The organism is Corynebacterium sp. S7, from assembly GCF_054401105.1.
On sequence record NZ_CM136760.1, the window covers coordinates 531,625 to 557,331 of the forward strand.

A 25,707-nucleotide genomic window follows, 5' to 3' on the forward strand; every position below is an offset into this window, starting at 1 on the left:
GTCTTCCATTCATGGTAGGGTGGTGCGTACTGTTCCTTAAGTGCAGTACACCAAGGGGCGTAGTTCAATTGGTAGAGCAACGGTCTCCAAAACCGTAGGTTGCAGGTTCGAGTCCTGTCGCCCCTGCCAGAAGTTTTATCCAGAGGAGTCCCGTGAGCGAAGACGATCCAAAGGGCCAAGGTCCTGCCCAGCCAGTGGGCAAGCGTCAGCTGAGTGGTACCAACACAACCTCCGCTTCGACCTATGAGTCGAAGAAGGTTTCCCGCAACGAGCAAGACTCCAACGAGAAGCTGGGCGGTGGCTTTCTAGCTTTCCCTGGTGAAGTTGTTGCGGAGCTCCGCAAGGTTGTGTGGCCAACCGGTAAGGAAATGGTCAATTACACCTTGATCGTGTTCGGCTTCCTGATCATCATGACTGCGATTGTGTGGGGCGTAGATGCTCTTGCAACGCGCGGCGTCGAGGCAGTTCTCGGTTAATCTCCAACTAAAAGTCGGAATTGCACGGAGTATTTCTCCTTCGCTATACTGGCTCACATAATAATCATCCCGTCTCCCAGCACCTTGGGTAGGCGGGATAATTCGTAGGGCAACCAAGAAAAGTAGGGAATCTTCCGTGAGCGATGAGAACGTAAGCTTCGAGGCAGACATCTTCGAGTCAGACATCGAAGCCGAGACCGACATGATTGAAGAAGGTGGCGCTGTCACCGAGGCAACCGACCCTGAGGAGTTCGCAGAGGCTGCAGAGACAGCGGCTGCAGAGACCGAGGCTTCTGACGAAGTCGCTGAAGAAGAGGCTCCGGCTGAAGAAGAGGTCGTCGAGCTCGACCCCGAGGACGCTGCCGCAGCACTCGGCGATACCGACGCTTCCGACGAGGACGCAGAGTACCGTCGTCGTCTGCGTGAGTTCACCCGCGAGCTGAAGAAGCAGCCTGGCCAGTGGTACATCATCCAGACCTACGCTGGATATGAGAATAAGGTCAAGACCAACCTGGACATGCGTATTGTCACCCTCGAAGTGGAAGATTCCATCTTCGATGTTGTTGTGCCTATCGAGCAGGTCATCGAGCTCAAGGACGGCAAGCGCAAGACCGTTAAGCGCAAGCTGCTGCCAGGCTACGTTCTCGTGCGCATGGAAATGAACGACGCAGCATGGTCCGTAGTTCGTGAGACCCCAGGCGTGACCTCCTTCGTGGGCAACGAAGGCAACGCAACTCCAGTTAAGCACCGCGACGTGGCTAAGTTCCTCCTTCCAAAGGACACCCCAGTCGAGGGCGAGTCTGCAGAGAAGTCTGCGGCTGATTCCGAAGGCCAGACTGTCATCGCTCGCCCTGAAGACGAGTCGAAGCCAAAGGCAACCCATGACTTCCAGGTCGGCGAGGCAGTGACCATCCTTTCTGGCGCACTGGCTTCCGTTTCCGCAACGATCAGCTCTATTGATCCTGAGACCGGAAAGATCCAGGCCCTGGTGTCCATCTTCGGTCGCGAGACCCCAGTCGAGCTCACGGCTGATCAGGTCGAGCGCATCAGCTAGTCCTCACCCGGGTAGCGTTTTGGTTTATTTCCTGCTACCGCGTAAAATCAACGTCCGCGTGTGTTCATCACACGCGGATTCGTTTTTAACCCCGTTTAACTCCCCGGTGGCTGGCAAGTAATTGGCTGGCATCCGGTAGGCAACGTTATTCATCGTGGCGTTGGCTCATATCAAGGAATTGAGGTAATCCGATGGCAAAGAAGAAGGTAACCGGTCTGATCAAGCTTCAGATCGAAGCAGGCCAGGCAAACCCAGCACCTCCAGTTGGCCCAGCACTTGGTGCACACGGCGTCAACATCATGGAGTTCACCAAGGCTTACAACGCAGCGACCGAGTCTATGCGTGGCAACGTGGTCCCAGTTGAGATCACCGTCTACGAAGACCGCTCCTTCGACTTCATCCTGAAGTCCCCACCAGCTGCAAAGCTTCTGCTGAAGGCTGCTGGCCTGAAGAAGGGCTCCGGCGTTCCTCACACCAACAAGGTCGGCACCGTGACCTGGGATCAGTGCAAGGAAATCGCAGAGACCAAGAAGAACGACCTCAACGCTCGTGACATCGAGGCTGGCGCAGCGATCATCGCTGGTACCGCTCGTTCCATGGGCATCGTCGTCGAAAAGTAAATTCATCACCGTGGTAGGGCCAGGCCTGGCCCGCACACCACAATTCCACTGACTTAAAGGAACCCAACATGGCAAAGAAGAAGTCCAAGGCATTCCGCGAAGCGGCTGCCAAGATTGATAACGAGAAGCACTACCACCCAGTAGATGCTCTTGAGCTTGTGAAGGAAACCTCTTCCAAGAACTACGACGCATCTGTTGACGTTGCAATGCGTCTCTCCGTCGACCCACGTAAGGCTGATCAGCTGGTTCGCGGCACCGTCTCCCTGCCAAACGGCACCGGCAAGACCGTCCGCGTTGCAGTTTTCGCTGAGGGCGAGAAGGCTACCGCTGCTGAGGCTGCAGGCGCTGACATCGTCGGCACCGACACCCTGATCGAGCAGATCAACGCTGGCACCATCGAGTTCGATGTTGCTATTGCTACCCCTGATCAGATGGCAAAGGTCGGCCGTGTGGCTCGTGTCCTGGGCCCTCGTGGTCTGATGCCTAACCCTAAGACCGGCACCGTCACCCCAGACGTTGCAAAGGCTATCGAAGAGGTTAAGGGCGGCAAGATTTCCTTCCGCGTTGACAAGGCTTCCAACCTGCACGCAATGATCGGTAAGTCTTCCTTCACCGCTGAGCAGCTTGCACAGAACTACGGCGCTCTTCTCGACGAAGTTCTGCGTCTGAAGCCATCTTCTGCAAAGGGCATCTACCTGAAGAAGATCACCGTATCTTCCACCAGCGGCCCAGGCGTCCCAGTGGACACCTCCGTTCAGAAGAACTACGCAGACAAGACTGCTTAAGTCTTAACGCGTCACAGTTAGCCCGTACTGCTTTAGGCAGTGCGGGCTTTCTGCTGCGCTCAACTATTCGATATCGAAGTCCTGAAAATTATGTGCGGCATGGAATGCATAAAGGGCGATTTTGGGGCGAATTCCCGGAGGACTTCGATATCGAAAAGGTGTAAACAGGTAGACATGTCTAGTCCACGCGCCATCGTCGTCGGCGGGGGAGTCAACGGGCTTACCGCCGCAGCTTTTCTTGCCCGCGCTGGCTGGGACGTCGAGGTGTTTGAGCAGGCAGATCGCGTTGGGGGAGCGGCGACCTCGTCGAGCAAGATCTTCGGCCCCGGCACCATCGTTGATCTTGGAGCCGCCGGGCACCCCTTCGGCATCACCAGCCCGGCATTCCGCGAGCTGGGCCTCGAAGGATACGGGCTGGAGTGGCTGCACGCGCCGATCGAGATGGCACACCCGCTCGAGTCGGGCACAGCAGTGCTGACACGCGACCTTGAGCGCACAGCCGAGCAGTTGGGCAGGGATGCGCGGCGGTGGACGGCCCTGCATCGGCCGATCGTGGAGCGTATCGACGAGCACCTGGACAACTTCCTCGGCCCCATCCTGCGCTGGCCGAAACACCCGGTGCGAATGGCACAGTTTGGCATCCCGGGTCTTGCAAGTGCTCAATCTCTAGGCCGAATCTTTGCATCCGAGCAGGCCCGCGCGCTGCTGGCGGGCAGTGCAACCCACGCCGTTACCTCACCGGCGAGGCCTCTGACGGGTGCTTTCGGCCTGCTCTTTGGAGGACTGGGCATGACGCGTGGCTGGCCAGTGGCCAAGGGAGGAACGCAGGCCATCGTGGATGCTTTGGTGCGCGTTCTTGATGAAAACGGCGTGAGAATTCACACCGGCATCGAGATACAGAATCTGCATGAGCTTCCGCAGGCAGACGCCACGATTCTCAATCTCACTCCACGCCAGATCCTCAGGCTTGAGGGGGTGGAGTTGCCCAGGGGCAAACAGCAACAATTGCGAAAGTGGAAATACGGAACCGCGACGTACAAGGTGGACTTCCTGCTTAAGGAACCGGTGCCGTGGAAAGATCCCCAAGTGGGCCAAGCGGGCACGGTGCACCTCGGTGGCAGTGTTGCAGAGATCGCGCATGCCGAGGACGAAGCGAAGGCAGGCCGGATGCCCGAAAAACCCTTCGTGATGGTGTGTCAGCAGTACGTGGCGGACCCCTCCCGCGGACTCACGCTGTGGACCTATGCACACGTTCCGCACGGCTTCATCGAGGCATACCGAGGACAAGTAAAAGAAGCGATTACCAAACAAATTGAGCGCTTTGCCCCAGGGTTTCGCGACGTTATTAAAGCCACCCATGAAATGTCTCCCGCCCAGCTAGAGGCATGGAATCCCAACTTTGTCGGAGGCGATATTGCGGGTGGTGCCATGGCGGGCACACAGGTGCTCATGCGGCCCGGGATTGCGCTCACACCTCACCGGATAAAACCAGGGTTGTACTTGGCCAGCAGCTCAAGCCCACCCGGGGCGGGCGTGCACGGGATGCCCGGAATGTGGGCGGCGCGGAATGCCCTAGAGGATAGCCATAGAGGACTATGAATTTGGCGCGGGAGCGATCGTCGTAAAGCGACGATTTGGTTCTTAGCATGAGCTCTTGCTATTGTCACTCCTGAAAGTTGAACGGCATGAAAATGCTGTGCTCAAGTTTCACCGAAGACCGTCGGTTATCTCCCTTAGAGGAGATCGAAGGACTTCCTTAAATGGAAGCGGCCTACGCAGGAGAAACGCGGCAAACACTTGATATGTGTGCCTCGTGCTTCTGCACGGGGCATTTTTTGTTGGAAACAACCGATGTGCTCCGGCGGATCAAACCAATGAAGCATTTGGAAGGAGGCGTGTGAAGATGGCAAACCCAAAGAATACAGCAGAGCTTGCAGCACTGAAGGAGAAGTTTGAGGGCGCTAGCTCCGTTGTACTCACCGAGTACCGCGGACTGACCGTTGCTCAGCTCCAGGAGCTGCGTGGCCAGCTTGGCTTTGATGTCGAACTCCACGTCGCCAAGAACACCCTCGTGAAGATCGCTGCTAACGAGCAGGGCATCGAGGGTCTCGATGATCTTCTGGTCGGCCCAACCGCTGTTGCCTTTATTAAGGGCGAGGCAGTTGACGCTGCAAAGACCATGAAGAAGTTCGCCAAGGATAACGATGCATTCGTTCTCAAGGGCGGCTACATGGACGGTAACGCTCTGAGCGCTGACGATGTCAACGCTATCGCAGAGATGGACAACCGCGAGACCACTCTTGCCAAGCTCGCTGGCGCATTCCAGGGCTCCTTGGCCAAGGCAGCCGGCCTGTTCCAGGCTCCAGCATCCAAGACCGCACGTCTTGTTGCTGCCCTGCAGGACAAGCAAGAAGCTGCTTAAAACAAGTTTTAAATCAACACCACATACTTATTTCAGGCCGAACAGAAATAGCGGCCTGATACAGAAAGGAAGCCATCATGGCTAAGCTCACCAAGGACGAGCTCATTGAGCAGTTCAAGGAAATGACCCTCATCGAGCTCTCTGAGTTCCTGAAGGAATTCGAAGAGGTCTTCGACGTAACCGCTGCTGCTCCAGTTGCAGTTGCTGCTGCAGGCGCACCAGCTGGCGAGGCTGCTGCTGCTGAAGAGCAGACCGAGTTCGACGTTGTTCTCGAGTCCGCTGGCGACAAGAAGATCGGCGTCATCAAGGCTGTCCGCGAAGTTGTTTCCGGCCTGGGCCTGAAGGACGCAAAGGAAATGGTTGAGTCCGCACCTAAGGCTATCCTCGAGGGCGCATCCAAGGATGACGCTGAGGCAGCTAAGGCTAAGCTCGAAGAGGCTGGCGCAACCGTTACCCTGAAGTAATTTCACTTCTTGCGTAATGCTTGAGTAACACCTGAAGTCTTCACATACTTCATTTAAACCCCCACGACCTGCACGTTGTTTTCAACGTTGCACGGTGTGGGGGTTTACTCATGCCCGCATAAAAGTTGCTGGAAAGTTAGGGTCGCCGCCGAGCCGGAAACTTGGTCTCACCCGGCTGTCTTGTAGACTGCACCCTATGCTTCCTAAGTCCCGAATCCTGTCAGCCTTCCTCGTCGGCCTTGGCGTCGCGCTCATGGTTGCCGGATTCGCCGCACCTAAGTTCTTGTTGGGTGATGGTAGGTTGCCGCTCAACCTAGAGAACACAACATATACGCTTCACGACGAGAACGGCACCGTGGAAGGTCAAGCACAGCCTGTTACTCGTCAGCTGCATATGGAGATCCAAAACCCTTCAGACGAGGACATGGCCTCGCTGCGCGTGGGTGAGACCCTCTTTCGCGGCTCTGAGGGAGATAAGCTCGAGGATCTAATCACGGCTCAAACCTGGTCTTGGCAGGTGGACCGGAAATCCGGCGATCCACTCACCCCAGCCACTGTCTCTTCCGTGATGGTTATGCCGGCGGAGGAAGTGGACATGGGAGGCCCGTGGCTGAAGATCCCGGTGAACTCCGAAGCCGACACCATTGATCTCTTTGATCCAGTTCTGCGTGGGACCGCACCTGCCGAGCGCGTGAGCAACGAGAAAATCAGCGGGCGCCGGGTGGATAACTACACTCAGAATATTCCAGCGACTAACCTGGCTCGCGAATATGCGGGAATGAATAACACCAAGACCTTCCAAGACGAAGGGGGCAACGCTTTTACTGGGTACTTGACCTATGAAGTCCAGCGCACCCTTCAGATTGATCACGTCAGCGGAATCGTTATCGGTATTGACGAGAACGTAGACATGTTCTACGCCAACGCCACCGGTGAGCGGGTAGAGGAGTTCGTGTCCTACAACGCTGCTACCCAAGACAACGAAGATAAGTTGGGCCAGCTCCGCAAACTCGTCTCCCAATCCACCTCGTGGACGATCACAGCGATCATCATTACTATTGGCGCGGTCATTGCCATCATCGGGCTGATCGGCGCTCTGCGTCCAGAGTCACGCCGCTCCAAGAATTAAAGCTGCGCAACTTTAGCCGGTTAGTAGAAACTGCTGGTGTCAGCGTATAATTTCTGCTTGGAATGCAGGTTTTTGCCCTGGGAATTCTCATAAAGTTGGCAATGTTGTTGCAGTTTTCTTAGGATTTGGTGCTAGAGTCCCTTCCAACGTGTTCGAACGGGAAGCCTCGATACGGGTCCGCACCTGGATTTGCAAATTGGTCTTTACAAAACCAGAAAAATGTTTTAGGATAAGTCGTTGCGCTGGAAGCCGTCTCCAGTGATGTGCAAACCTTGCTCACTTTGATTTGGAAAAGTCGACTTGACAAGGTGATTTTGTGCTATCTGGGGACGGTACTTCCACAGCAGACCGAATGCTAATTTATCCAGCGGAATTCCTGAAAATTGTAAAGCCAGAACAATTTTTTAGGACCCGCGTGAGGTGCTGGAAGGACCCATCTTGGCAGTCTCCCGCCAGACCAAGTCAGTGGCCGAAATCCCCGGAGCTCCGACTCGGTACTCGTTCGCGAAGATCAGCGAGCCTGTAGCCGTACCTGGACTCCTTGACGTACAGTCCGAATCCTTTTCGTGGCTTGTTGGTAAGCCTGAATGGCGCGCACGCCAACAAGAATTGCGTGGACCTGATGCCCGCATCACGAGTGGCCTCGAGGATATCCTCGAAGAGCTTTCACCGATTCAGGATTACTCGGGCAACATGTCGCTCTCTTTGTCCGAGCCATATTTTGAGCCGCAAAAATACACCATCGATGAGTGTAAAGACAAAGACATTGACTACACGGCTCCTCTGTATGTAACTGCAGAGTTCATCAACAACGACACCCAGGAGATCAAGTCCCAGACGGTGTTCATCGGCGACTTCCCGCAGATGACCGACAAGGGTACTTTCATCGTGAACGGCACCGAGCGTGTCGTTGTCTCCCAGCTGGTGCGTTCCCCAGGTGTGTACTTCGACGAGACCATCGACAAGTCCACCGAGCGTCCCCTGCACGCAGTGAAGGTCATTCCTTCCCGTGGTGCTTGGTTGGAGTTCGACGTGGACAAGCGCGATACCGTCGGCGTGCGCATCGACCGTAAGCGTCGTCAGCCTGTCACTGTGCTGTTGAAGGCACTTGGCTGGACCGACGCTCAGATCCGCGAGCGCTTCGGCTTCTCCGAGATCATGATGTCCACCCTCGAGTCCGACGGTGTTGCAAACACCGACGAGGCACTCCTGGAGATCTACCGCAAGCAGCGCCCAGGCGAGCAGCCAACGCGTGATCTTGCTCAGTCTTTGCTGGAGAACTCTTTCTTCCGTGCAAAGCGCTATGACCTGGCAAAGGTTGGCCGCTACAAGGTCAACCGCAAGCTGGGCCTCGGCGGCGATCACGATGGTCTGCTCACCCTGACCGAGGAGGACATTGCTACCTCCCTCGAGTACCTGGTGCGTCTGCACAACGGTGAAAAGGAAATGACCTCGCCTACCGGTGAGATCATTCCAATCAACACTGACGACATTGACCACTTCGGTAACCGTCGTCTGCGTACTGTCGGCGAACTGATTCAGAACCAGGTTCGTGTTGGCCTTTCTCGTATGGAGCGTGTTGTGCGCGAGCGCATGACCACCCAGGACGCGGAATCCATCACGCCTACCTCCCTGATCAACGTTCGTCCAGTTTCGGCTGCGATCCGCGAGTTCTTCGGAACCTCTCAGCTCTCGCAGTTCATGGACCAGAACAACTCCCTGTCGGGTCTGACCCACAAGCGTCGTCTCTCGGCTCTTGGTCCAGGTGGTCTGTCCCGTGAGCGCGCCGGCATTGAGGTGCGAGACGTTCACCCATCTCACTACGGCCGTATGTGCCCGATTGAGACTCCGGAAGGCCCGAACATTGGCCTGATCGGTGCGCTGGCCTCTTATGCTCGCGTGAACGCTTTCGGCTTCATCGAGACCCCGTACCAGAAGGTCGTCGATGGCAAGCTCACCGGTGAGATTCAGTACCTGACCGCAGATGAGGAAGATCGTTACGCGATTGCTCAGGCTTCCACGAAGATGGATGACGAAGGCAACATCATCGACGAGCGTATCGAGGTCCGTATCAAGGACGGCGACATCGCTGTTACTGATGCACAGGGCGTTGATTACCTGGATATTTCCCCACGTCAGATGGTCTCCGTTGCAACCGCAATGATTCCATTCTTGGAGCACGACGATGCTAACCGTGCCTTGATGGGCGCCAACATGCAGAAGCAGGCTGTGCCACTTCTGCGCCCAGAGGCTCCTTTCGTGGCTACCGGCATGGAGCAGCGTGCTGCATACGATGCCGGCGACATGGTCATTACCCCGAAGGCCGGTGTGGTTGAGAACGTCTCCGGCGATTTGATCACCATCATGGACGACGAAGGTCAGCGCGACAGCTACCTGCTGCGCACCTACGAGCGCACCAACCAGGGCACCAGCTACAACCAGACCCCGCTGGTCAACATCGGCGAGCGCGTTGAAGCTGGCCAGGTCATCGCGGACGGTCCAGGTACCAAGAACGGTGAAATGTCCCTCGGACGTAACCTGCTCGTGGCATTCATGCCATGGGAAGGCCACAACTACGAGGATGCAATCATCCTGAACCAGCGCGTTGTCGAAGAAGACATCCTGACCTCCGTGCACATTGAAGAGCACGAGATCGATGCCCGCGACACCAAGCTCGGTGCTGAGGAAATTACCCGCGAGATCCCGAACGTGTCCGAGGACGTGCTCAAGGACCTCGACGAGCGCGGCATTATCCGTATCGGTGCTGACGTGCGCGATGGCGACATCCTCGTTGGTAAAGTCACCCCGAAGGGCGAGACCGAGCTGACTCCTGAAGAGCGCCTTCTGCGCGCCATCTTCGGCGAGAAGGCCCGCGAAGTCCGCGACACCTCTCTGAAGGTGCCTCACGGTGAGACCGGCAAGGTCATCGCTGTGCGTCACTTCTCCCGCGAGGACGACGACGATCTAAGCCCAGGCGTCAACGAGAAGATCCGCGTCTACGTTGCTCAGAAGCGTAAGATCCAGGACGGCGACAAGATGGCTGGACGCCACGGCAACAAGGGTGTTGTTGGCAAGATCCTGCCGCAGGAAGACATGCCGTTCATGGCTGATGGCACCCCAGTGGACATCCTGCTAAACACCCACGGTGTTCCTCGTCGTATGAACATTGGTCAGGTCCTCGAGGTGCACCTCGGCTGGTTGGCTAAGGCTGGCTGGACCGTTGATCCTGATGATCCTGCAAACGCTGAGCTGCTGGAAACCCTGCCTGAGGCGCTCTACGACGTCCCAGCGGATTCCCTGACTGCAACCCCTGTGTTCGACGGTGCAACCAACGAGGAAATCGCTGGTCTGCTCGCCAACACCAAGCCAAACCGCGACGGTGACGTCATGGTTGACGGCAACGGCAAGACCATGCTCTTCGACGGCCGCTCCGGCGAACCGTTCAAGTACCCAGTCTCCGTGGGTTACATGTACATGCTCAAGCTGCACCACTTGGTTGATGAGAAGATCCACGCTCGCTCTACCGGTCCTTACTCCATGATTACCCAGCAGCCACTGGGTGGTAAGGCACAGTTCGGTGGCCAGCGCTTCGGCGAAATGGAGGTGTGGGCAATGCAGGCTTATGGCGCTGCTTACACCCTCCAGGAGCTGCTCACGATTAAGTCGGACGACGTTGTCGGCCGTGTGAAGGTCTACGAAGCCATTGTCAAGGGTGACAACATCCCTGATCCAGGCATTCCAGAGTCCTTCAAGGTTTTGCTTAAGGAGCTCCAGTCGCTCTGTCTCAACGTTGAGGTGCTTTCTACGGACGGCACTCCAATGGATCTTGACAGCGACGATGACGACGATCATGCAGGCTCCTCGCTGGGCATTAACCTGTCCCGCGATGAGGGTGCTGCCGCGGACACCGCGTAACTGCCAGGCACGGGAGTCGTCGATAAGCAATATCGCTTTACGACGATTCACCGGCGCAACACGACTCTGAAATAATCCAACATCGATCCTCCCGTTTGGGAGGTGAAAGGGAATTTACGTGTTTGACGTAAACCTCTTTTCCGAGCTCCGCATCGGCCTGGCCACCGCCGACGACATCCGCCGTTGGTCCCATGGCGAGGTAAAGAAGCCGGAGACCATTAACTACCGTACGCTCAAGCCAGAGAAGGACGGCCTGTTCTGCGAACGTATTTTCGGCCCAACCCGTGACTGGGAATGTGCTTGTGGCAAGTACAAGCGCGTCCGTTACAAGGGCATCATCTGTGAGCGCTGTGGCGTTGAGGTGACCAAGTCCAAGGTGCGCCGTGAGCGCATGGGCCACATTGAGCTCGCTGCTCCTGTGACCCACATCTGGTACTTCAAGGGTGTTCCTTCCCGCCTGGGCTACCTTTTGGACCTGGCTCCAAAGGACCTTGAGCGCATCATCTACTTCGCTGCGAACATCATCACCTCGGTTGATGAAGAAGCACGTCACAACGACATGTCCACGCTGGAAGCAGAAATGCTGCTGGAGAAGAAGGACGTCGAAAGCGAAACCAACGCACAGATCGCTGAGCGCGCCCAGAAGCTCGAGGAAGACCTCGCAGCTTTGGAGGCGGAAGGCGCAAAGGCTGACGCACGCAACAAGGTGCAGAAGGCCGCTGACAAGGATATGCAGCACCTGCGCGAGAGTGGCGAGCGTGAGGTCGACCGTCTCGACGAGATCTGGCAGACCTTTGTGAAGCTGACCCCGAAGCAGATGATTATCGACGAGAACCTCTACGAGGAACTCCAGGATCGCTACGAGGACTACTTCACCGGTGGCATGGGTGCGGAAGCACTCCAGACCCTGATCCGCAACTTTGATCTGGACGCGGAAGCTGAAGAGCTGCGCGTGATCATCAACGAGGGCAAGGGCCAGAAGAAGACTCGTGCACTCAAGCGCCTCAAGGTTGTCGCTGCATTCCAGCGTTCCGGCAATGACCCAGTGGGCATGATTCTTGATGCGATCCCAGTGATCCCACCAGAGCTGCGCCCAATGGTCCAGCTTGACGGTGGCCGTTTCGCTACCGCCGACCTCAACGACCTCTACCGTCGCGTGATCAACCGCAACAACCGCCTCAAGCGCATGATTGAGCTCGGTGCACCTGAGATCATCGTGAACAACGAGAAGCGCATGCTGCAGGAATCTGTGGACGCACTCTTCGACAACGGTCGTCGTGGACGTCCGGTCACCGGTCCTGGTAACCGCCCATTGAAGTCCCTGTCTGACTTGCTCAAGGGCAAGCAGGGTCGTTTCCGTCAGAACCTGCTGGGTAAGCGCGTGGACTACTCAGGTCGTTCCGTGATTATTGTTGGTCCTCAGCTCAAGCTGCACGAATGTGGCCTGCCGAAGCTGATGGCTCTGGAGCTGTTCAAGCCATTCGTGATGAAGCGTCTGGTGGACAATGACTACGCGCAGAACATTAAGTCTGCAAAGCGCATGGTTGAGCGTCAGCGCCCTGAGGTGTGGGACGTTTTGGAAGAAGCGATTTCCGAGCACCCAGTGCTTCTGAACCGTGCACCAACCCTGCACCGTCTGGGCATTCAGGCGTTCGAGCCGAAGCTTGTCGAGGGTAAGGCTATTCAGCTGCACCCACTGGCATGTGAAGCTTTCAACGCCGACTTCGACGGCGACCAGATGGCAGTTCACCTGCCACTGTCCGCTGAGGCTCAGGCCGAGGCTCGCATCCTGATGCTGTCCTCGAACAACATCCTTTCGCCAGCATCCGGCAAGCCACTGGCTATGCCACGTCTGGACATGGTCACCGGCCTGTACTTCCTGACCATGGATAAGGGCCCTGATGAGATTGGTGGCGAAGGCCGCTACCAGCCAGCAGACGAGAACGGCCCAGCACGCGGCATCTACTCGTCGTACGCTGAGGCAATCATGGCTCGCGACCGTGGTGTTCTTGGCCTGCAGGCTCCTATCGAGGTCCGCATCGATCACCTGCGTCCAACGCTAGAGATCGAGGCTGAGCAGTTCCCTGATGGTTGGGAGAAGGGCCAGTCCTGGACTGCCCACACCACCTTGGGTCGCATCATGTTCAACGAGCTGCTGCCTTACAACTTCCCTTACCAGGAAGGCGCTATGGTCCGTAAGGGCGGCGGCGCTGGAAAGATCCTGTTGGGCGACATCATCTCCGCGATGGTGGAGAAGTACCCAATGATCACCGTTGCCCAGACCCTAGACAAGATGAAGGATTCCGGTTTCTACTGGGCAACCCGTTCTGGTGTGACCATCTCTATGTCGGACGTTCTGGTCCTGCCTAACAAGACTGAGATTCTTGAGCAGTACGAGAAGGAAGCAGAAGAGATCGAGCGCAAGTTCTGGGAAAAGGGTGCGCTGACCGAAGAGAACCGCTACGACCGCCTCGTCGAGCTGTGGCAAGATGCCACCAACAAGGTGGGTCAGGCCGTGGAGGACCTCTACCCAGACGACAACCCAATTCCTATGATCGTGAAGTCCGGTGCTGCCGGTAACATGCGTCAGATCTGGACCTTGGCTGGTATGAAGGGCATGGTTGTGAACTCGCGCGGCGAGTACATCACCCGTCCTATTAAGACCTCCTTCCGTGAAGGTCTGTCGGTTTTGGAGTACTTCAATAACTCCCACGGTTCCCGTAAGGGCCTGGCCGATACCGCTCTGCGTACCGCTGACTCCGGCTACCTGACTCGTCGTCTTGTCGACGTTGCACAGGACGTCATTGTTCGCGAGGACGATTGTGGAACTCGCCAGGGCGTACGCCCGCCAGTTGCTGAGAAGGTCGGTGACAAGTTCGTTCGTCACGAGCTCGTCGAGACCACTGTGTCCGGCCGCGTTCTCGCGTCTGACCTGAAGGATGCCGAAGGCAATGTTCTCTTCGAAGCAGGCACCGACCTGACCGAGGAACGCATCGACGCCATCGTCGAAGCAGGTATCACCGATGTCAAGGTTCGTTCCGTACTGACCTGCCAGACCCCAACCGGCGTCTGCGCTAAGTGCTACGGCAAGTCCATGGCTTCCGGCCAGCTCGTTGACATCGGCGAGGCAGTTGGCATTGTCGCTGCTCAGTCGATTGGTGAGCCTGGTACCCAGCTGACCATGCGTACCTTCCACCAGGGTGGTGTCGGCGGCGACATCACCGGCGGTCTGCCACGTGTTCAGGAGCTGTTCGAGGCACGTGTGCCAAAGAACCGCGCACCGATCGCGTCCGCAGCGGGCACCGTTTCGCTTTCCGACGAGGGCAACTTCTGGACCTTGACAATTACTCCAGATGATGGCTCTGATGACATCGTCTACGAGAAGCTGTCGAAGCGCCAGGGTCTTGCTCAGGTGCGTCGTCCAATGGAATCCAACCCGAATGCAATGATCGAGCGCTCCCTGCGCGCCGGCGACCACGTTGAGCTAGGCGACCGCCTGCTGCGCGGTGCTGCCGATCCGCATGACGTGCTTGAGGTTCTTGGTCGTCGTGGTGTTGAGAAGCACCTGATCGACGAGGTTCAGGCTGTGTATCGTACCCAGGGTGTGTCTATCCACGATAAGCACATCGAGATCATCATCCGCCAGATGCTGCGTCGCGGTACCGTTATCAACGCTGGTACCACCGACTACTTGCCAGGTACCCTGGCTGATCTCTCCGAGGCAAAGCAGGTCAACTCTGCTGCAGTTGCTGAGGGCGGCGAGCCAGCTGAGCTGCGCTCCGAGATCATGGGTATTACCAAGGCATCGCTGGCTACCGAGTCGTGGCTGTCGGCTGCATCGTTCCAGGAGACCACTCGCGTGCTCACCGACGCTGCCATTAACAAGCGCTCTGACCAGCTCATCGGCCTGAAGGAGAACGTGATCATCGGTAAGCTGATCCCAGCTGGTACTGGTATCTCGCGCTACCGCAACATCACCGTCAAGCCGACCGAGGCTGCAAGTTCCGTTGCTTACTCTGTACCAAGCTTCGGCGACTCGATCTACGGCGACGATGGCTACGGTGAATTCACCGGCGCTTCCGTCCCACTGGACGAGTACGGCTTCGAACAGATGTAACAGCAGGCCTCTGGCTAATTCGGTCTGCACATAGGCTTCCGGCCCCGCACCCCTTCAACAGGGGAGCGGGGCCGGAGGCTTTTTGTTTGTTAGCGGCGTTCTACGTCGCTGCCTGGACGGTCTTTGCGTGGCTTGCGCACCACTTCAACACCTCCCATGAACCCGAGGCCGACTACACGAACGACAGGCGCGTCTGCAGGCAGTTCGTTCATTGAATGAGTCACGCCTGCACCGTCTCTCACCGCGAAGCCGCCCATGAAACCGTGGCCTTCCGATTTCACGCGGACATCTTCCGGAACGATGATCTGAATACCGCCCATGAAGGCCCAAGCGCTGATGGTTATTTGCTGGGCCGCAAAGCTAGCCTCACGCAGATCAAGCATATTGGCACCCATGAAACCGATCGAGGTGTGGTTCCGTGCCACCATCCAGTCGCCAGCGTAGCTGGTTGCACCCAGGATTCCGATGGAGCGCTTCGTGCCACCCTGGGATGGAGTGACCCGGTTGTAGGAGCCAGGGGCAGGGGAGCGGTGCTCAGCTGTGGCCGGAACCTTGTATTCTTGCTGGTTATCAGGATCGATGAGGTCTCTGACTAGATTGTTAAGATCTTCGCTATACGTGGTTGCCCACGCCTTTTTCGTGCGTTCGTCGAACTCTTGGTAGTTCAACTGACCGTTGGACATGGCCTCGGACAATATGTTTGCAGTGTTTTGGCGCTCGTCGTCAGTGGCGCGTTTACGGGACGGTTGGGCTTCTGCAGGCTCGCTCATAAACATGACAATACCTTCCGCAACGATAGCTTTTGTGGCGGAAAAGTGTTCAAAAGATGCGTTGGTTAAGGCGATTTTTGGAATATGGACACCATGTAGTAACGTTGCTCGGGTATCCCACGTCTAGATGGTGGGACCTCAAAATGCCCAGTAGGCCAGCGAGAGCGGCTGACTGGCTTTCACGTGTTTTGATACAAGTGATTTTTTGGGGATCAGAGCTTGCGAGTTCAACCAAGCTTTTTAATTTAATCGGTCGGTTTCCCCGGCCGGAAACCGATCAGATAGATAGAAAGACGGTTCATGCCAACTATTCAGCAGCTGGTCCGCAAGGGCCGCCACGATAAGAGCCGCAAGGTTGCTACCGCAGCTTTGAAGGGTTCTCCACAGCGTCGTGGCGTGTGCACCCGTGTGTACACCACCACTCCTAAGAAGCCTAACTCTGCACTGCGTAAGGTTGCCCGTGTGCGCCTTACCTCCGGCATCGAGGTTTCCGCATACATCCCAGGTGAGGGCCACAACCTCCAGGAGCACTCCATGGTGCTTGTTCGTGGTGGTCGTGTGAAGGACCTTCCTGGTGTTCGCTACAAGATCATCCGCGGCGCACTGGATACCCAGGGCGTTAAGGACCGTAAGCAGGCTCGTTCCCGCTACGGCGCAAAGAAGGGACAGTAATCAATGCGTAAGAGTGCTGCTCCAAAGCGTCCTATTGTTAAGGACCCTGTATACCAGTCCGAGCTCGTAACCCAGCTCGTTAACAAGATTCTGCAGGACGGCAAGAAGTCCACCGCAGAGCGTATCGTCTACGGCGCACTTGAGAAGTGCCGCGAGAAGACCGGTACCGATCCAGTTGGCACCCTTGAGAAGGCTCTTGGCAACATCCGCCCAGACCTCGAGGTTCGCTCCCGCCGTGTTGGTGGCGCAACCTACCAGGTGCCAGTTGAGGTTCGTCCAGGCCGTTCCAACACCCTCGCACTGCGTTGGATGGTCATGTTCACCCGTCAGCGTCGTGAGAACACCATGATCGATCGTCTCGCTAACGAGATCCTCGATGCTTCTAACGGCCTTGGTGCTTCCGTCAAGCGTCGCGAAGATATGCACAAGATGGCAGAAGCCAACCGTGCATTCGCACACTACCGTTGGTAATTTGTCAGTCGCAATGACCAACAACATGAGCCCGATCGACCAGCTTCTAGCTCCTCTGCGAATTGAATATCATTTCACAGAAAGTGCTTTGTTAGCTGGCCGTTCGGGCTTTTGTGCACTGGGGATAAAGTAAAAGATATCTCTTTACCCCCGCTCATACTGCCAATGAGCATAAATAGTGGCAGAATTGACCGAGAACTATCCACTTTCGGCGTCCGCTGGTGACCATCCACGACGTCCACGACTACTTAAGTTGGGGTAAGACTGTGGCACAAGAAGTGCTTAAGGACCTACACAAGGTCCGCAACATCGGCATCATGGCTCACATCGATGCCGGTAAGACCACCACGACCGAGCGTATCCTGTTCTACACGGGTATCAACCGTAAGGTGGGCGAGACCCACGACGGTGGCGCTACGACTGACTGGATGGAGCAGGAGCAGGAGCGTGGTATCACGATTACCTCCGCTGCTGTGACCTGTTTCTGGAACAACAACCAGATCAACATCATCGACACCCCGGGCCACGTTGACTTCACCGTTGAGGTTGAGCGCTCCCTACGCGTTCTGGACGGCGCAGTTGCTGTCTTCGACGGCAAGGAAGGCGTGGAGCCACAGTCCGAGCAGGTCTGGCGTCAGGCTGCAAAGTACGACGTGCCACGTATCTGCTTCGTTAACAAGATGGACAAGCTCGGTGCAGACTTCTACTACACCGTTAAGACCATCGAAGACCGCCTCGGTGCTAAGCCACTCGTTATGCAGCTGCCAATTGGCGCTGAAGACGACTTTGACGGCGTTGTTGACCTGCTTGAGATGAAGGCTCTGACCTGGCGCGGCAAGGTTGAGGTTGGTGCTGAAGCTACTGTCGAGGAGATCCCTGCAGATCTTCAGGAGCGTGCAGAAGAGTACCGCGAGAAGCTCGTCGAGACCGTTGCAGAGTCTGATGAAGCTCTCATGGAGAAGTACTTCGGTGGCGAAGAGCTCTCCGTAGAGGAGCTGAAGGCAGCTATCCGCAAGATGGTTGTTAACTCCGAGATCTACCCAGTCTTCTGTGGTACCGCATACCGCAACAAGGGCATCCAGCCACTGCTGGACGCTGTTGTTGATTACCTGCCAAACCCACTGGACATCGGCGAGGTTCACGGCGTTGCAATGGGCGACGAGACCAAGGAACTGACTCGTAAGCCAGATGTCAACGAGCCTTTCTCCGCACTTGCGTTCAAGATTGCTGTGCACCCATTCTTCGGTAAGCTTACCTACGTTCGTGTGTACTCCGGCCAGGCTCACCCAGGTGAGCAGATGCTGAACTCCACCAAGAACTCCAAGGAGCGCGTCGGCAAGCTGTTCCAGATGCACGCTAACAAGGAAAACCCTGTTGAGCACGCAGACGCTGGTAACATCTACGCCTTCATCGGCCTGAAGAACACCACCACCGGTGACACCCTGTGTGACCCTGCAAACCCAATCATCCTTGAGTCCATGGACTTCCCGGATCCAGTTATCCAGGTTGCTATTGAGCCTAAGACCAAGGCCGACCAGGAGAAGCTTGGCGTCGCAATTCAGAAGCTTGCTGAAGAGGACCCAACCTTCACCGTTCACCTCGACGATGAGTCCGGTCAGACCGTTATCGGCGGCATGGGCGAACTCCACCTGGATGTCCTGGTTGACCGCATGAAGCGCGAGTTCAAGGTTGAGGCAAACATCGGTTCGCCACAGGTTGCTTACCGCGAGACCATTCGCAAGAAGGTCGAGCACCTTGACTACACCCACAAGAAGCAGACTGGTGGTTCTGGTCAGTTCGCTAAGGTTATCGTCACCATCGAGCCTTACAACCCAGATCCAGAGACTCTGGAAGAGGGCGAGTCCGCAACCTACAAGTTCGAGAACGCCGTCACCGGTGGCCGCGTCCCACGTGAGTACATTCCTTCCGTGGACGCTGGTATCCAGGACGCAATGCAGTACGGCTACCTGGCTGGCTACCCACTGGTCAACATCAAGGCAACGCTGGAAGACGGCGCTTACCACGACGTTGACTCCTCCGAAATGGCCTTCAAGATGGCTGGTTCGCAGGTTCTGAAGGAAGCTGTTGCTAAGGCAAAGCCAGTCCTTCTCGAGCCACTGATGGCCGTCGAGGTTGTTACTCCTGAGGAGTACATGGGCGACGTCATCGGCGACCTGAACTCCCGTCGTGGCCAGGTTGGCGCAATGGAAGATCGTTCCGGCGCAAAGGTTGTCAAGGCTACCGTTCCACTGTCTGAGATGTTCGGTTACGTGGGCGATCTTCGTTCCCGTACCCAGGGTCGCGCTAACTACAGCATGGTCTTCGACTCTTACGGTGAGGTTCCTGCAAGCGTTTCCCAGGAGATCGTCGAGCAGCGCACCGGCAACTAGTCGGAGCTGATTGCAACGCCTAGAAATGAAGGCGTTAAAATTAAGGGGATTGTTGTTCGCTGGATACAAACTGCTTGAAGCTATGCCAGTGGCTTCAAGAAGGTGAACAACATAACCCGCCCTGGCGGCGTAGCGGTCGGGCTGAAATACCACCCCAAATAATGTGGTGTTTGAGCCGGCCGTTACCCTCTAGGTTGGTTCGGTTTCCGAATCGGCCGCTGCCACAACCACTCACAAGGTGAATGTGGTTTGAAAAACGGCCTTGAGAAATCTAGGATCATGTAACTGGCACATTGTGAAATGGCTGTAGTTGGTTCGTCCACATACAAAATGGACGCACTGGCGAGGCATCTGTAAACCCACGTGGCTGCGAGAGTCGTAGTCACAATGAAGTCCAGGAGGACATACAGTGGCAAAGGCTAAGTTCGAGCGTACAAAGCCGCACGTTAACATCGGCACCATCGGTCACGTTGACCACGGTAAGACCACCACCACCGCTGCGATCACCAAGGTACTTGCAGACAAGTACCCTGAGGAGAACAAGGCTTTCGCTTTCGACGCTATCGATAAGGCGCCAGAAGAGCGTGAGCGTGGTATTACCATCAACATCTCCCACGTGGAGTACAACACCCCTAAGCGCCACTACGCACACGTTGACGCTCCAGGCCACGCCGACTACATCAAGAACATGATCACCGGTGCTGCTCAGATGGACGGCGCTATCCTTGTTGTTGCTGCAACCGACGGCCCTATGCCTCAGACCCGTGAGCACGTGCTTCTGGCTCGCCAGGTTGGCGTTCCTTACATCCTCGTTGCGCTGAACAAGTGCGACATGGTTGACGATGAGGAAATCATCGAGCTCGTGGAGATGGAAGTTCGTGAGCTGCTCGCAGAGCAGGAGTACGACGAAGAGGCTCCAATCATCCAGATCTCCGCTCTGAAGGCTCTTGAGGGCGACGAGAAGTGGGTCGAGTCCATCGTTGAGCTCATGCAGGCTTGTGATGATTCCATCCCAGACCCAATCCGCGAGACCGAGCGCGACTTCCTGATGCCAGTCGAGGACATCTTCACCATCTCCGGCCGCGGTACCGTTGTTACCGGCCGTGTTGAGCGTGGCGTCCTGAAGCTGAACGATGACGTTGAAATCATCGGCATCAAGGAAAAGCCAGTCACCACCACCGTCACCTCCATCGAGATGTTCAACAAGCTTCTCGATACCGCTGAGGCTGGCGACAACGCTGCACTGCTGCTCCGTGGCGTGAAGCGCGAGGACGTTGAGCGTGGCCAGGTTATCATCAAGCCAGGCGCTTACACCCCTCACACCAAGTTCGAGGGCTCCGTCTACGTTCTGTCCAAGGACGAGGGCGGCCGCCACACCCCATTCTTCGACAACTACCGTCCTCAGTTCTACTTCCGTACCACTGACGTGACCGGCGTTGTCAAGCTGCCAGAGGGCACCGAGATGGTTATGCCAGGCGACAACGTTGACATGACCGTTGAGCTCATTCAGCCAGTTGCTATGGACGAGGGCCTGCGCTTCGCTATCCGCGAGGGCTCCCGTACCGTTGGTGCAGGCCGCGTTACCAAGATCATTGAGTGATCCAATTAACGCGCTAGCTTGCTAGCACCTCTTAATCGCCGTCTCCCGGTTCACCCGGGAGGCGGCGATTTTGCGTTTGCCGATAGAATCACAACCTATGGAAGATCCCACGCGCATTCCGCGCGTCCTCGAAGCACTGCGTCGCACGTGGGAAGGGCAACCCGAGCTGCCACTATCTACGCTCTTCGGCGTCCTGGCCAACCGCGGTGCGGGGTGGGGCACCACGGACGAAGAGCTAATAAAGATGCTTTACGACGAGCACCTGCTCCACCCAGCCAACCTTCCTTTAAGTAGCGAAGGTAGATCAAAGCATCACTTTCTGATCTCCACTGTGGAGCCTGCCATGAGCATCACTCTTTCCCCCTCCCATGTGGTGGTCAGGACAACACGCAACAGAAACAGGCAACCGGCGCTGTGGGCTTACGAAAAACTCCGCGCCACCGGACCTGGCCAGCCACTGGTAATCACCGACGACGAAGGTATCGATCACCGCTTCGGTGTGGTCAACTTAATTTCCAGGCTTGAACCTGGCGAAGCGCCCGAGCTAACGGGTTTAGAGCGTGCGGACATTGGCAACACGAAGTGGCTGGTTGTTTTCCAGGACGGTTCACGTCTCACCATCGGACATACCCTGTCAGTGTGGCAACCCAGCCAGCGCGAAGTGCATTACTCCACGGTTTCTTGGGCACGAATCCTCAAGTGCGAACCGGGCGAAGAATTCATCTACATCTCCACCGCCAGGAGCCAGCAGAGGCTCGGGGTAGTGGACTCGATTGTCCTGATCGAACAATAGGAGCGCCGTGGTGTCGTTTAAGGATCGACGCGGTTGAGGTGCAGCTTATACACAGTGTCGATGTCGAGGTCCTCGACTGCGTCGCGGAAATCGGCCTCAACATTCTCTATGAGAGTGACCAGGGTGCGCAGATCCGCGTGAGGGTCTGCGGCAACGGTGAAGGTGATGGTGGGGCGCTTCTTCACCATGGCAACGCTGGTATCCACGCCGGTGACCGGCTCGGATTCCTTCATGTAATCGCCCATAGCAGATGCCATACGGGCCAGATGGACTGTGGTTTTGCCGGAATCATCATCGCGCACATCGCTGCGAGAAAAACCACGCCCGCGCAAGTTCGTACCCAGCATGGAAAGGCCAATTACGACGAGAACAAAGGCGATGATTCCTAAAGCCCAGGGGTACCAGGAGGACTCGTGCAAACTGGTGAGCACTCCAAAGTTGATGGAGTGAAGCCACGGGCTGAGATAGGGGATATCGAAGTAGAGTCCGATCGGGACCAACCCCGCGGCCACGAGAATTGCGCCTGCGATGAGAGTGACAAGGCGGTCAAAGAAGGAAAGTGTGTGCGTCATCAGAACTCCTGCGGGCGGGGAGGAAGAACTGTTACCTTGACCTTCGGCGTGGGATCCAGCAAGGTCATTTCGGGGCGCAGCGCATCCTTGATGGCTTCTTCATGAACCGAATCATTCTCGTCGTCGCCAACCTCTACGCTCAAGTGCGTGCGATCGGCGCGGGAGCGAACGTCGTCGGCCCCGAACTCCTGCTGCATCGTCGCCGTTGACTTGCGCGCGATGTCGACAGGACGCATCCAAATTGAGGCAGTAGAAGTTACCTTGACGTGGGTGTGCATGCGGGGCCGCAGAGCTGCAATCATCACCCACAACCCGACCAAGACCATTAATACGCCGATGGCTACCGTGCCGATGTTTGCGAAGTTGCTTACTAGGTAGTTTGCGGCGGCGACTAGCCAACCGTCGGCAGGATTCTTCTTATCCACGATCATCCAGACGTCGCGGATCAAAACTCCTGCGACGGCGAGGAGTACCACCCCGATGACAAGAGTGTAGAAGCGCGCCCGGGGGTATGCCCGGGGTTCTTGGCCATAACCTGGTTGTTTGTCGGCGCTCATCGGTTTCCTCCAAACGGTTGGATCGTAATTGGCTTTAGGGCTGTGGGTTCGGGCACCTTCGGCCGAATCGGCGAGCGTGGCTGAGGTGCCGTCACGCTGCGCGGAGTTTCACGGGCAGCAACTTCCACCTTGACCTCAGGGAAAGGACGCACCTCAACTGATTTGAGGGGTTGTGCGCGGGCAACGGTGACCTTTTGCATAGCTCGCGTGGCGGGAGAAACCGGCGAAGTAACCTGCACGGGCGGGGGTGTTCTGACCGGCTGAAGCGCAACAGGAGTTACTGCATCCAAGAAGCCGTAACTGCGCACACGGACTGGAAGTGGGGTCTGAACGTGGGCGACTCGCGTATTTCGGGTCAAAGTGATGGGTGTCAGGGACGCCCTGCGCTGAATTGTGGGATATTCCACGTGGAACGTTGGCAGAATGATGCTGCGTGCATCAATCCCGGTCTGATGCCAGCGCAAATCCTCGCGAGTTACTCGCTGCCCTGATGCATCGGCAACGAAAGATGCAATGACCACGTTGATGCGAGCGACACTAAACCCCGTCAAGGATTCCACGCGCGCCGAGATTGACTCTCTGATTTCCTCGACCACAGCGCGGGCAGGGGAGGGGAAAGCAATGGCTAGCTCGGCATCAAAGTGCACGGCATTTGCTCGCCGGTCAATCGTGGCCACGAAGCGTGGCAGGCTACGCCCAGCCAGACCCGCTAGCTTTGCATCCTGCTTCACGGCTCCTGGCACGGAGTTGGTGGCGGCGGTGGCGATTTTCTCAAAGACTCGCTCGTTGATTTTAAAGGACTGGTCAGACATCAACTGCGACCCTTGCCCGAGAGGGTGCTGATCGCTTCAGCGATGTCCAGCTTTCCGTCGAGCTGGGCTCCGACCACGCCACCGATTGCGCCAAAGAGCAGGACCCACAAAGGCCCAGACCAGCCGCCAAGAATGATGGAGAAGGCGATGACAACGCCAATGACAATGCCTGCCAACATCTTGTTTTCGAACAGATTCTTCATTTCCCAGCTTCTTTCAAGGGATTGCTTAAATGAGCCTACTGTGAGGCATCGACGGCATCGGCGATGATGACATCCACCACCTCGATGCCTGTGGCGCTTTGTACTGCAGAACGTACCTCTCGGGACAGCTCAAATAGGTTCGGGCGAGAGGAAGCATCCACGACGAGGTGCACCTCTATCCCGTCGACCTCATCTATTGGGCCGTGATGGATGGCTGTGACCCCATCGATCCGCTCGCCGGGAAACAATAGAGCTACTTCGCCGTATTTTCCCGGGTGAAGGTCTGCGACACCTGCAACGCTAAGCGCCGCATCCCGGGCTGCGCGCCCGACCTCCAGTGAAATGGTCTCAGACATTATTGCTCAGCGGAGGTGGACGAATCTTCCTTGTTATCGTCCAGGTTTGGTACGTGGACGTCATGGACCGTGATGTCGACCTTGTCCACGATCAACCCAGTCATGCGGGTAATCGCAGTGGTGATATTCTCGCGGATCGCGTTAGCTAGCTCATGGATAGCCACACCGTATTCAGCAATGACGGCAATACCAACGGAAGCATGGCCCTCAGAGACTTCCACAGAGACACCCTGCTGGATGTTGCTGGAAGAAGTGAGAGATTCCCGGATCGCGCCGACCATACGGGCTGCGCCACCGCCGAGCTTGTACACGCCTGAAACCTCGCGAGCCGCGATGCCGGCCACTTTGCCCACCACTGTGTCTTCGATGATGGTGGTGCCGTGCTCAGTTTCCAAGTTCAAGTTGCGCTGACGGGCTGGGGTTTCAGCGGAGCCCTGCTGTGCGCCAGAATTGGTGGAGGAAGTGTTATTGGGAGTTGCCATGATGAACCTTTCAGACGCATCCGGAAGTGAAATGCGTCTCAGTAAACGAAATTATGTTGTGGGTACCGGGCCGTGAGGTGCCAAAAGAACGCCAGGATAAGGCCGATTAACAATGGTCATCGCCACAAAAAGTCCGATGGGGCCCACTCTACCGAAACCACGCAGAATGCAACGTTAACTTTGTTCAGGCGCTATTTGCCTTTTGCCGTCACCTCGTGTTTTAATGCTTAAGTTGCTTTAACACAGCGTTTGTCCTGCTGGCCATCGGCCAGATCAGATTACGGCGCTGCTGGTGAGGCGAACATGACACCTTTGCACAGGCAATCGTCGTAAAGCGAAAACCTGACGAAGGCCCCGCGATCGGGTACAGGCCACATGGCACTTCCGAGAATGGGGACCGGAGAAGGGGCATGGCAAATAAACAGCGGCAGTACGTAAGGCACACGCTTATCCCGTATATGGGGGTATACGTCCCTTCCGAGTCTGACATCCTAGGAGCGCTCGCTTCTGGGCGGCAGCACTGAACACGACGCTTTTGTTTGTTGCGTCTGTTTATCTACTGGATCTTGTCATGACAGTCATCAAGTAAAAGACACTGGCGTTTATGCCGTGGCCTAGCCCGGACAACGTTATAGAGAAATCGAGAAGCTAACACCCCACCGCTTCACCAAAAGGTGGAATGTGGGGGATGCGAGGAAGAGGAAAGCGTGGCGGGACAAAAAATCCGCATTCGGCTCAAGGCCTACGACCACGAAGCGATCGACGCGTCTGCGAAGAAGATCGTCGAAACGGTTACCCGCACGGGTGCCCGCGTCGTTGGACCAGTGCCGTTGCCAACCGAAAAGAACGTCTGGGCTGTTATTCGTTCTCCACACAAATACAAGGACTCTCGCGAGCACTTCGAGATGCGCACTCACAAGCGTCTGATCGACATCCTCGACCCAACGCCAAAGACCGTTGACGCTCTCATGCGTATCGATCTTCCGGCCAGCGTCGATGTGAATATTCAGTAATCGCAGATCCCCGAAGACTTTTGTAGCGGAGAAC

Annotated in this window: 23 protein-coding genes and 1 tRNA gene; 17 read left to right on the forward strand and 7 right to left on the reverse strand. The window is 56.6% G+C overall.

What is annotated here, in order from left to right; translation table 11 throughout:
- The first annotated feature begins 53 nt into the window (after positions 1–53).
- From ACXZ66_RS02590 to ACXZ66_RS02640, 11 genes are all read left to right on the forward strand, one after another.
- A tRNA-Trp gene (locus ACXZ66_RS02590) sits at positions 54–129 on the forward strand.
- A 23-nt stretch (positions 130–152) separates the two neighbouring features.
- Entirely contained in the window at positions 153–476 is a 324-nt protein-coding gene (gene secE, locus ACXZ66_RS02595; protein WP_458750288.1) for a preprotein translocase subunit SecE, read from the forward strand.
- Between the two features lie 136 nt (positions 477–612).
- Positions 613–1,530 carry a transcription termination/antitermination protein NusG gene (nusG, locus tag ACXZ66_RS02600; RefSeq protein WP_458750289.1) on the forward strand — a complete coding sequence of 306 codons (918 nt, stop codon included), beginning with the start codon at positions 613–615 and terminating at the stop codon, positions 1,528–1,530.
- A 191-nt stretch (positions 1,531–1,721) separates the two neighbouring features.
- Positions 1,722–2,150 (forward strand): 50S ribosomal protein L11, encoded by a 429-nt coding sequence (gene rplK, locus ACXZ66_RS02605; RefSeq protein ID WP_458750291.1) that lies wholly within the window; start codon positions 1,722–1,724, stop codon positions 2,148–2,150.
- Positions 2,151–2,218: 68 nt separating this feature from the next.
- Positions 2,219–2,935 (forward strand): 50S ribosomal protein L1, encoded by a 717-nt coding sequence (gene rplA, locus ACXZ66_RS02610; RefSeq protein ID WP_458750293.1) that lies wholly within the window; start codon positions 2,219–2,221, stop codon positions 2,933–2,935.
- 174 nt (positions 2,936–3,109) lie between these two features.
- On the forward strand, positions 3,110–4,534 hold the full coding sequence (locus ACXZ66_RS02615) for a phytoene desaturase family protein (protein ID WP_458750295.1): 1,425 nt from the start codon (positions 3,110–3,112) through the stop codon (positions 4,532–4,534).
- A gap of 304 nt (positions 4,535–4,838) precedes the next feature.
- Entirely contained in the window at positions 4,839–5,357 is a 519-nt protein-coding gene (rplJ, locus tag ACXZ66_RS02620) for a 50S ribosomal protein L10 (RefSeq protein ID WP_458750296.1), read from the forward strand.
- Positions 5,358–5,434: 77 nt separating this feature from the next.
- Complete coding sequence (rplL, locus tag ACXZ66_RS02625) at positions 5,435–5,821, forward strand: 50S ribosomal protein L7/L12 (protein WP_458750297.1); 387 nt, start codon at positions 5,435–5,437, stop codon at positions 5,819–5,821.
- Between the two features lie 196 nt (positions 5,822–6,017).
- Positions 6,018–6,950: a DUF3068 domain-containing protein gene (locus ACXZ66_RS02630; RefSeq protein ID WP_458750298.1), complete on the forward strand. Its 933-nt coding sequence runs from the start codon at positions 6,018–6,020 to the stop codon at positions 6,948–6,950.
- A 420-nt stretch (positions 6,951–7,370) separates the two neighbouring features.
- Positions 7,371–10,865, forward strand: coding sequence for a DNA-directed RNA polymerase subunit beta (gene rpoB, locus ACXZ66_RS02635; protein WP_458750300.1), 3,495 nt, complete (start codon positions 7,371–7,373; stop codon positions 10,863–10,865).
- 118 nt (positions 10,866–10,983) lie between these two features.
- Positions 10,984–14,982: a DNA-directed RNA polymerase subunit beta' gene (locus ACXZ66_RS02640; protein ID WP_458750301.1), complete on the forward strand. Its 3,999-nt coding sequence runs from the start codon at positions 10,984–10,986 to the stop codon at positions 14,980–14,982.
- Positions 14,983–15,071: 89 nt separating this feature from the next.
- Here ACXZ66_RS02640 and ACXZ66_RS02645 read toward each other — a convergent pair whose 3' ends face one another.
- Complete coding sequence (locus ACXZ66_RS02645) at positions 15,072–15,752, reverse strand: DUF1707 domain-containing protein (RefSeq protein WP_458750303.1); 681 nt, start codon at positions 15,750–15,752, stop codon at positions 15,072–15,074.
- A 300-nt stretch (positions 15,753–16,052) separates the two neighbouring features.
- On the opposite strand from ACXZ66_RS02645, the gene rpsL reads away from it, so the two are divergent.
- The 5 genes from rpsL to ACXZ66_RS02670 all read left to right on the forward strand — a co-directional run bounded on the left by rpsL (position 16,053) and on the right by ACXZ66_RS02670 (position 21,678).
- A complete protein-coding gene (gene rpsL, locus ACXZ66_RS02650) occupies positions 16,053–16,424 on the forward strand; it encodes a 30S ribosomal protein S12 (protein WP_018297794.1) in 372 nt (123 codons plus the stop codon).
- Positions 16,425–16,427: 3 nt separating this feature from the next.
- A complete protein-coding gene (rpsG, locus tag ACXZ66_RS02655; RefSeq protein ID WP_458750305.1) occupies positions 16,428–16,895 on the forward strand; it encodes a 30S ribosomal protein S7 in 468 nt (155 codons plus the stop codon).
- A gap of 266 nt (positions 16,896–17,161) precedes the next feature.
- The gene (gene fusA, locus ACXZ66_RS02660; RefSeq protein ID WP_458751244.1) at positions 17,162–19,285 is read left to right on the forward strand and encodes an elongation factor G; all 2,124 of its coding nucleotides are present in this window, start codon (positions 17,162–17,164) and stop codon (positions 19,283–19,285) included.
- 409 nt (positions 19,286–19,694) lie between these two features.
- Positions 19,695–20,885, forward strand: coding sequence for an elongation factor Tu (tuf, locus tag ACXZ66_RS02665; protein WP_458750306.1), 1,191 nt, complete (start codon positions 19,695–19,697; stop codon positions 20,883–20,885).
- Between the two features lie 97 nt (positions 20,886–20,982).
- Positions 20,983–21,678 carry a hypothetical protein gene (locus ACXZ66_RS02670; RefSeq protein ID WP_458750308.1) on the forward strand — a complete coding sequence of 232 codons (696 nt, stop codon included), beginning with the start codon at positions 20,983–20,985 and terminating at the stop codon, positions 21,676–21,678.
- Between the two features lie 17 nt (positions 21,679–21,695).
- On the opposite strand, the gene ACXZ66_RS02675 is transcribed toward ACXZ66_RS02670, so the two are convergent.
- The 6 genes from ACXZ66_RS02675 to ACXZ66_RS02700 are packed head-to-tail and all read right to left on the reverse strand — an operon-like array spanning position 21,696 to position 24,660.
- Positions 21,696–22,250 carry an Asp23/Gls24 family envelope stress response protein gene (locus ACXZ66_RS02675; RefSeq protein ID WP_458750310.1) on the reverse strand — a complete coding sequence of 185 codons (555 nt, stop codon included), beginning with the start codon at positions 22,248–22,250 and terminating at the stop codon, positions 21,696–21,698.
- Complete coding sequence (locus ACXZ66_RS02680; RefSeq protein ID WP_458750311.1) at positions 22,250–22,807, reverse strand: hypothetical protein; 558 nt, start codon at positions 22,805–22,807, stop codon at positions 22,250–22,252. Before ACXZ66_RS02680 ends, ACXZ66_RS02675 begins: the two co-directional genes overlap by 1 nt.
- Positions 22,804–23,619 carry an Asp23/Gls24 family envelope stress response protein gene (locus ACXZ66_RS02685; RefSeq protein WP_458750312.1) on the reverse strand — a complete coding sequence of 272 codons (816 nt, stop codon included), beginning with the start codon at positions 23,617–23,619 and terminating at the stop codon, positions 22,804–22,806. Before ACXZ66_RS02685 ends, ACXZ66_RS02680 begins: the two co-directional genes overlap by 4 nt.
- Complete coding sequence (locus tag ACXZ66_RS02690; RefSeq protein ID WP_458750313.1) at positions 23,619–23,822, reverse strand: hypothetical protein; 204 nt, start codon at positions 23,820–23,822, stop codon at positions 23,619–23,621. The genes ACXZ66_RS02685 and ACXZ66_RS02690 overlap by 1 nt, the downstream gene beginning before the upstream one ends.
- A gap of 35 nt (positions 23,823–23,857) precedes the next feature.
- Positions 23,858–24,178, reverse strand: coding sequence for a hypothetical protein (locus ACXZ66_RS02695; RefSeq protein WP_458750314.1), 321 nt, complete (start codon positions 24,176–24,178; stop codon positions 23,858–23,860).
- Positions 24,178–24,660, reverse strand: a complete 483-nt coding sequence (locus ACXZ66_RS02700) for an Asp23/Gls24 family envelope stress response protein (RefSeq protein ID WP_458750315.1) — start codon at positions 24,658–24,660, stop codon at positions 24,178–24,180. Before ACXZ66_RS02700 ends, ACXZ66_RS02695 begins: the two co-directional genes overlap by 1 nt.
- A gap of 707 nt (positions 24,661–25,367) precedes the next feature.
- Between ACXZ66_RS02700 and rpsJ the strand changes: the two genes are divergently transcribed.
- Entirely contained in the window at positions 25,368–25,673 is a 306-nt protein-coding gene (rpsJ, locus tag ACXZ66_RS02705; protein ID WP_018297782.1) for a 30S ribosomal protein S10, read from the forward strand.
- Positions 25,674–25,707: the final 34 nt, after the last annotated feature.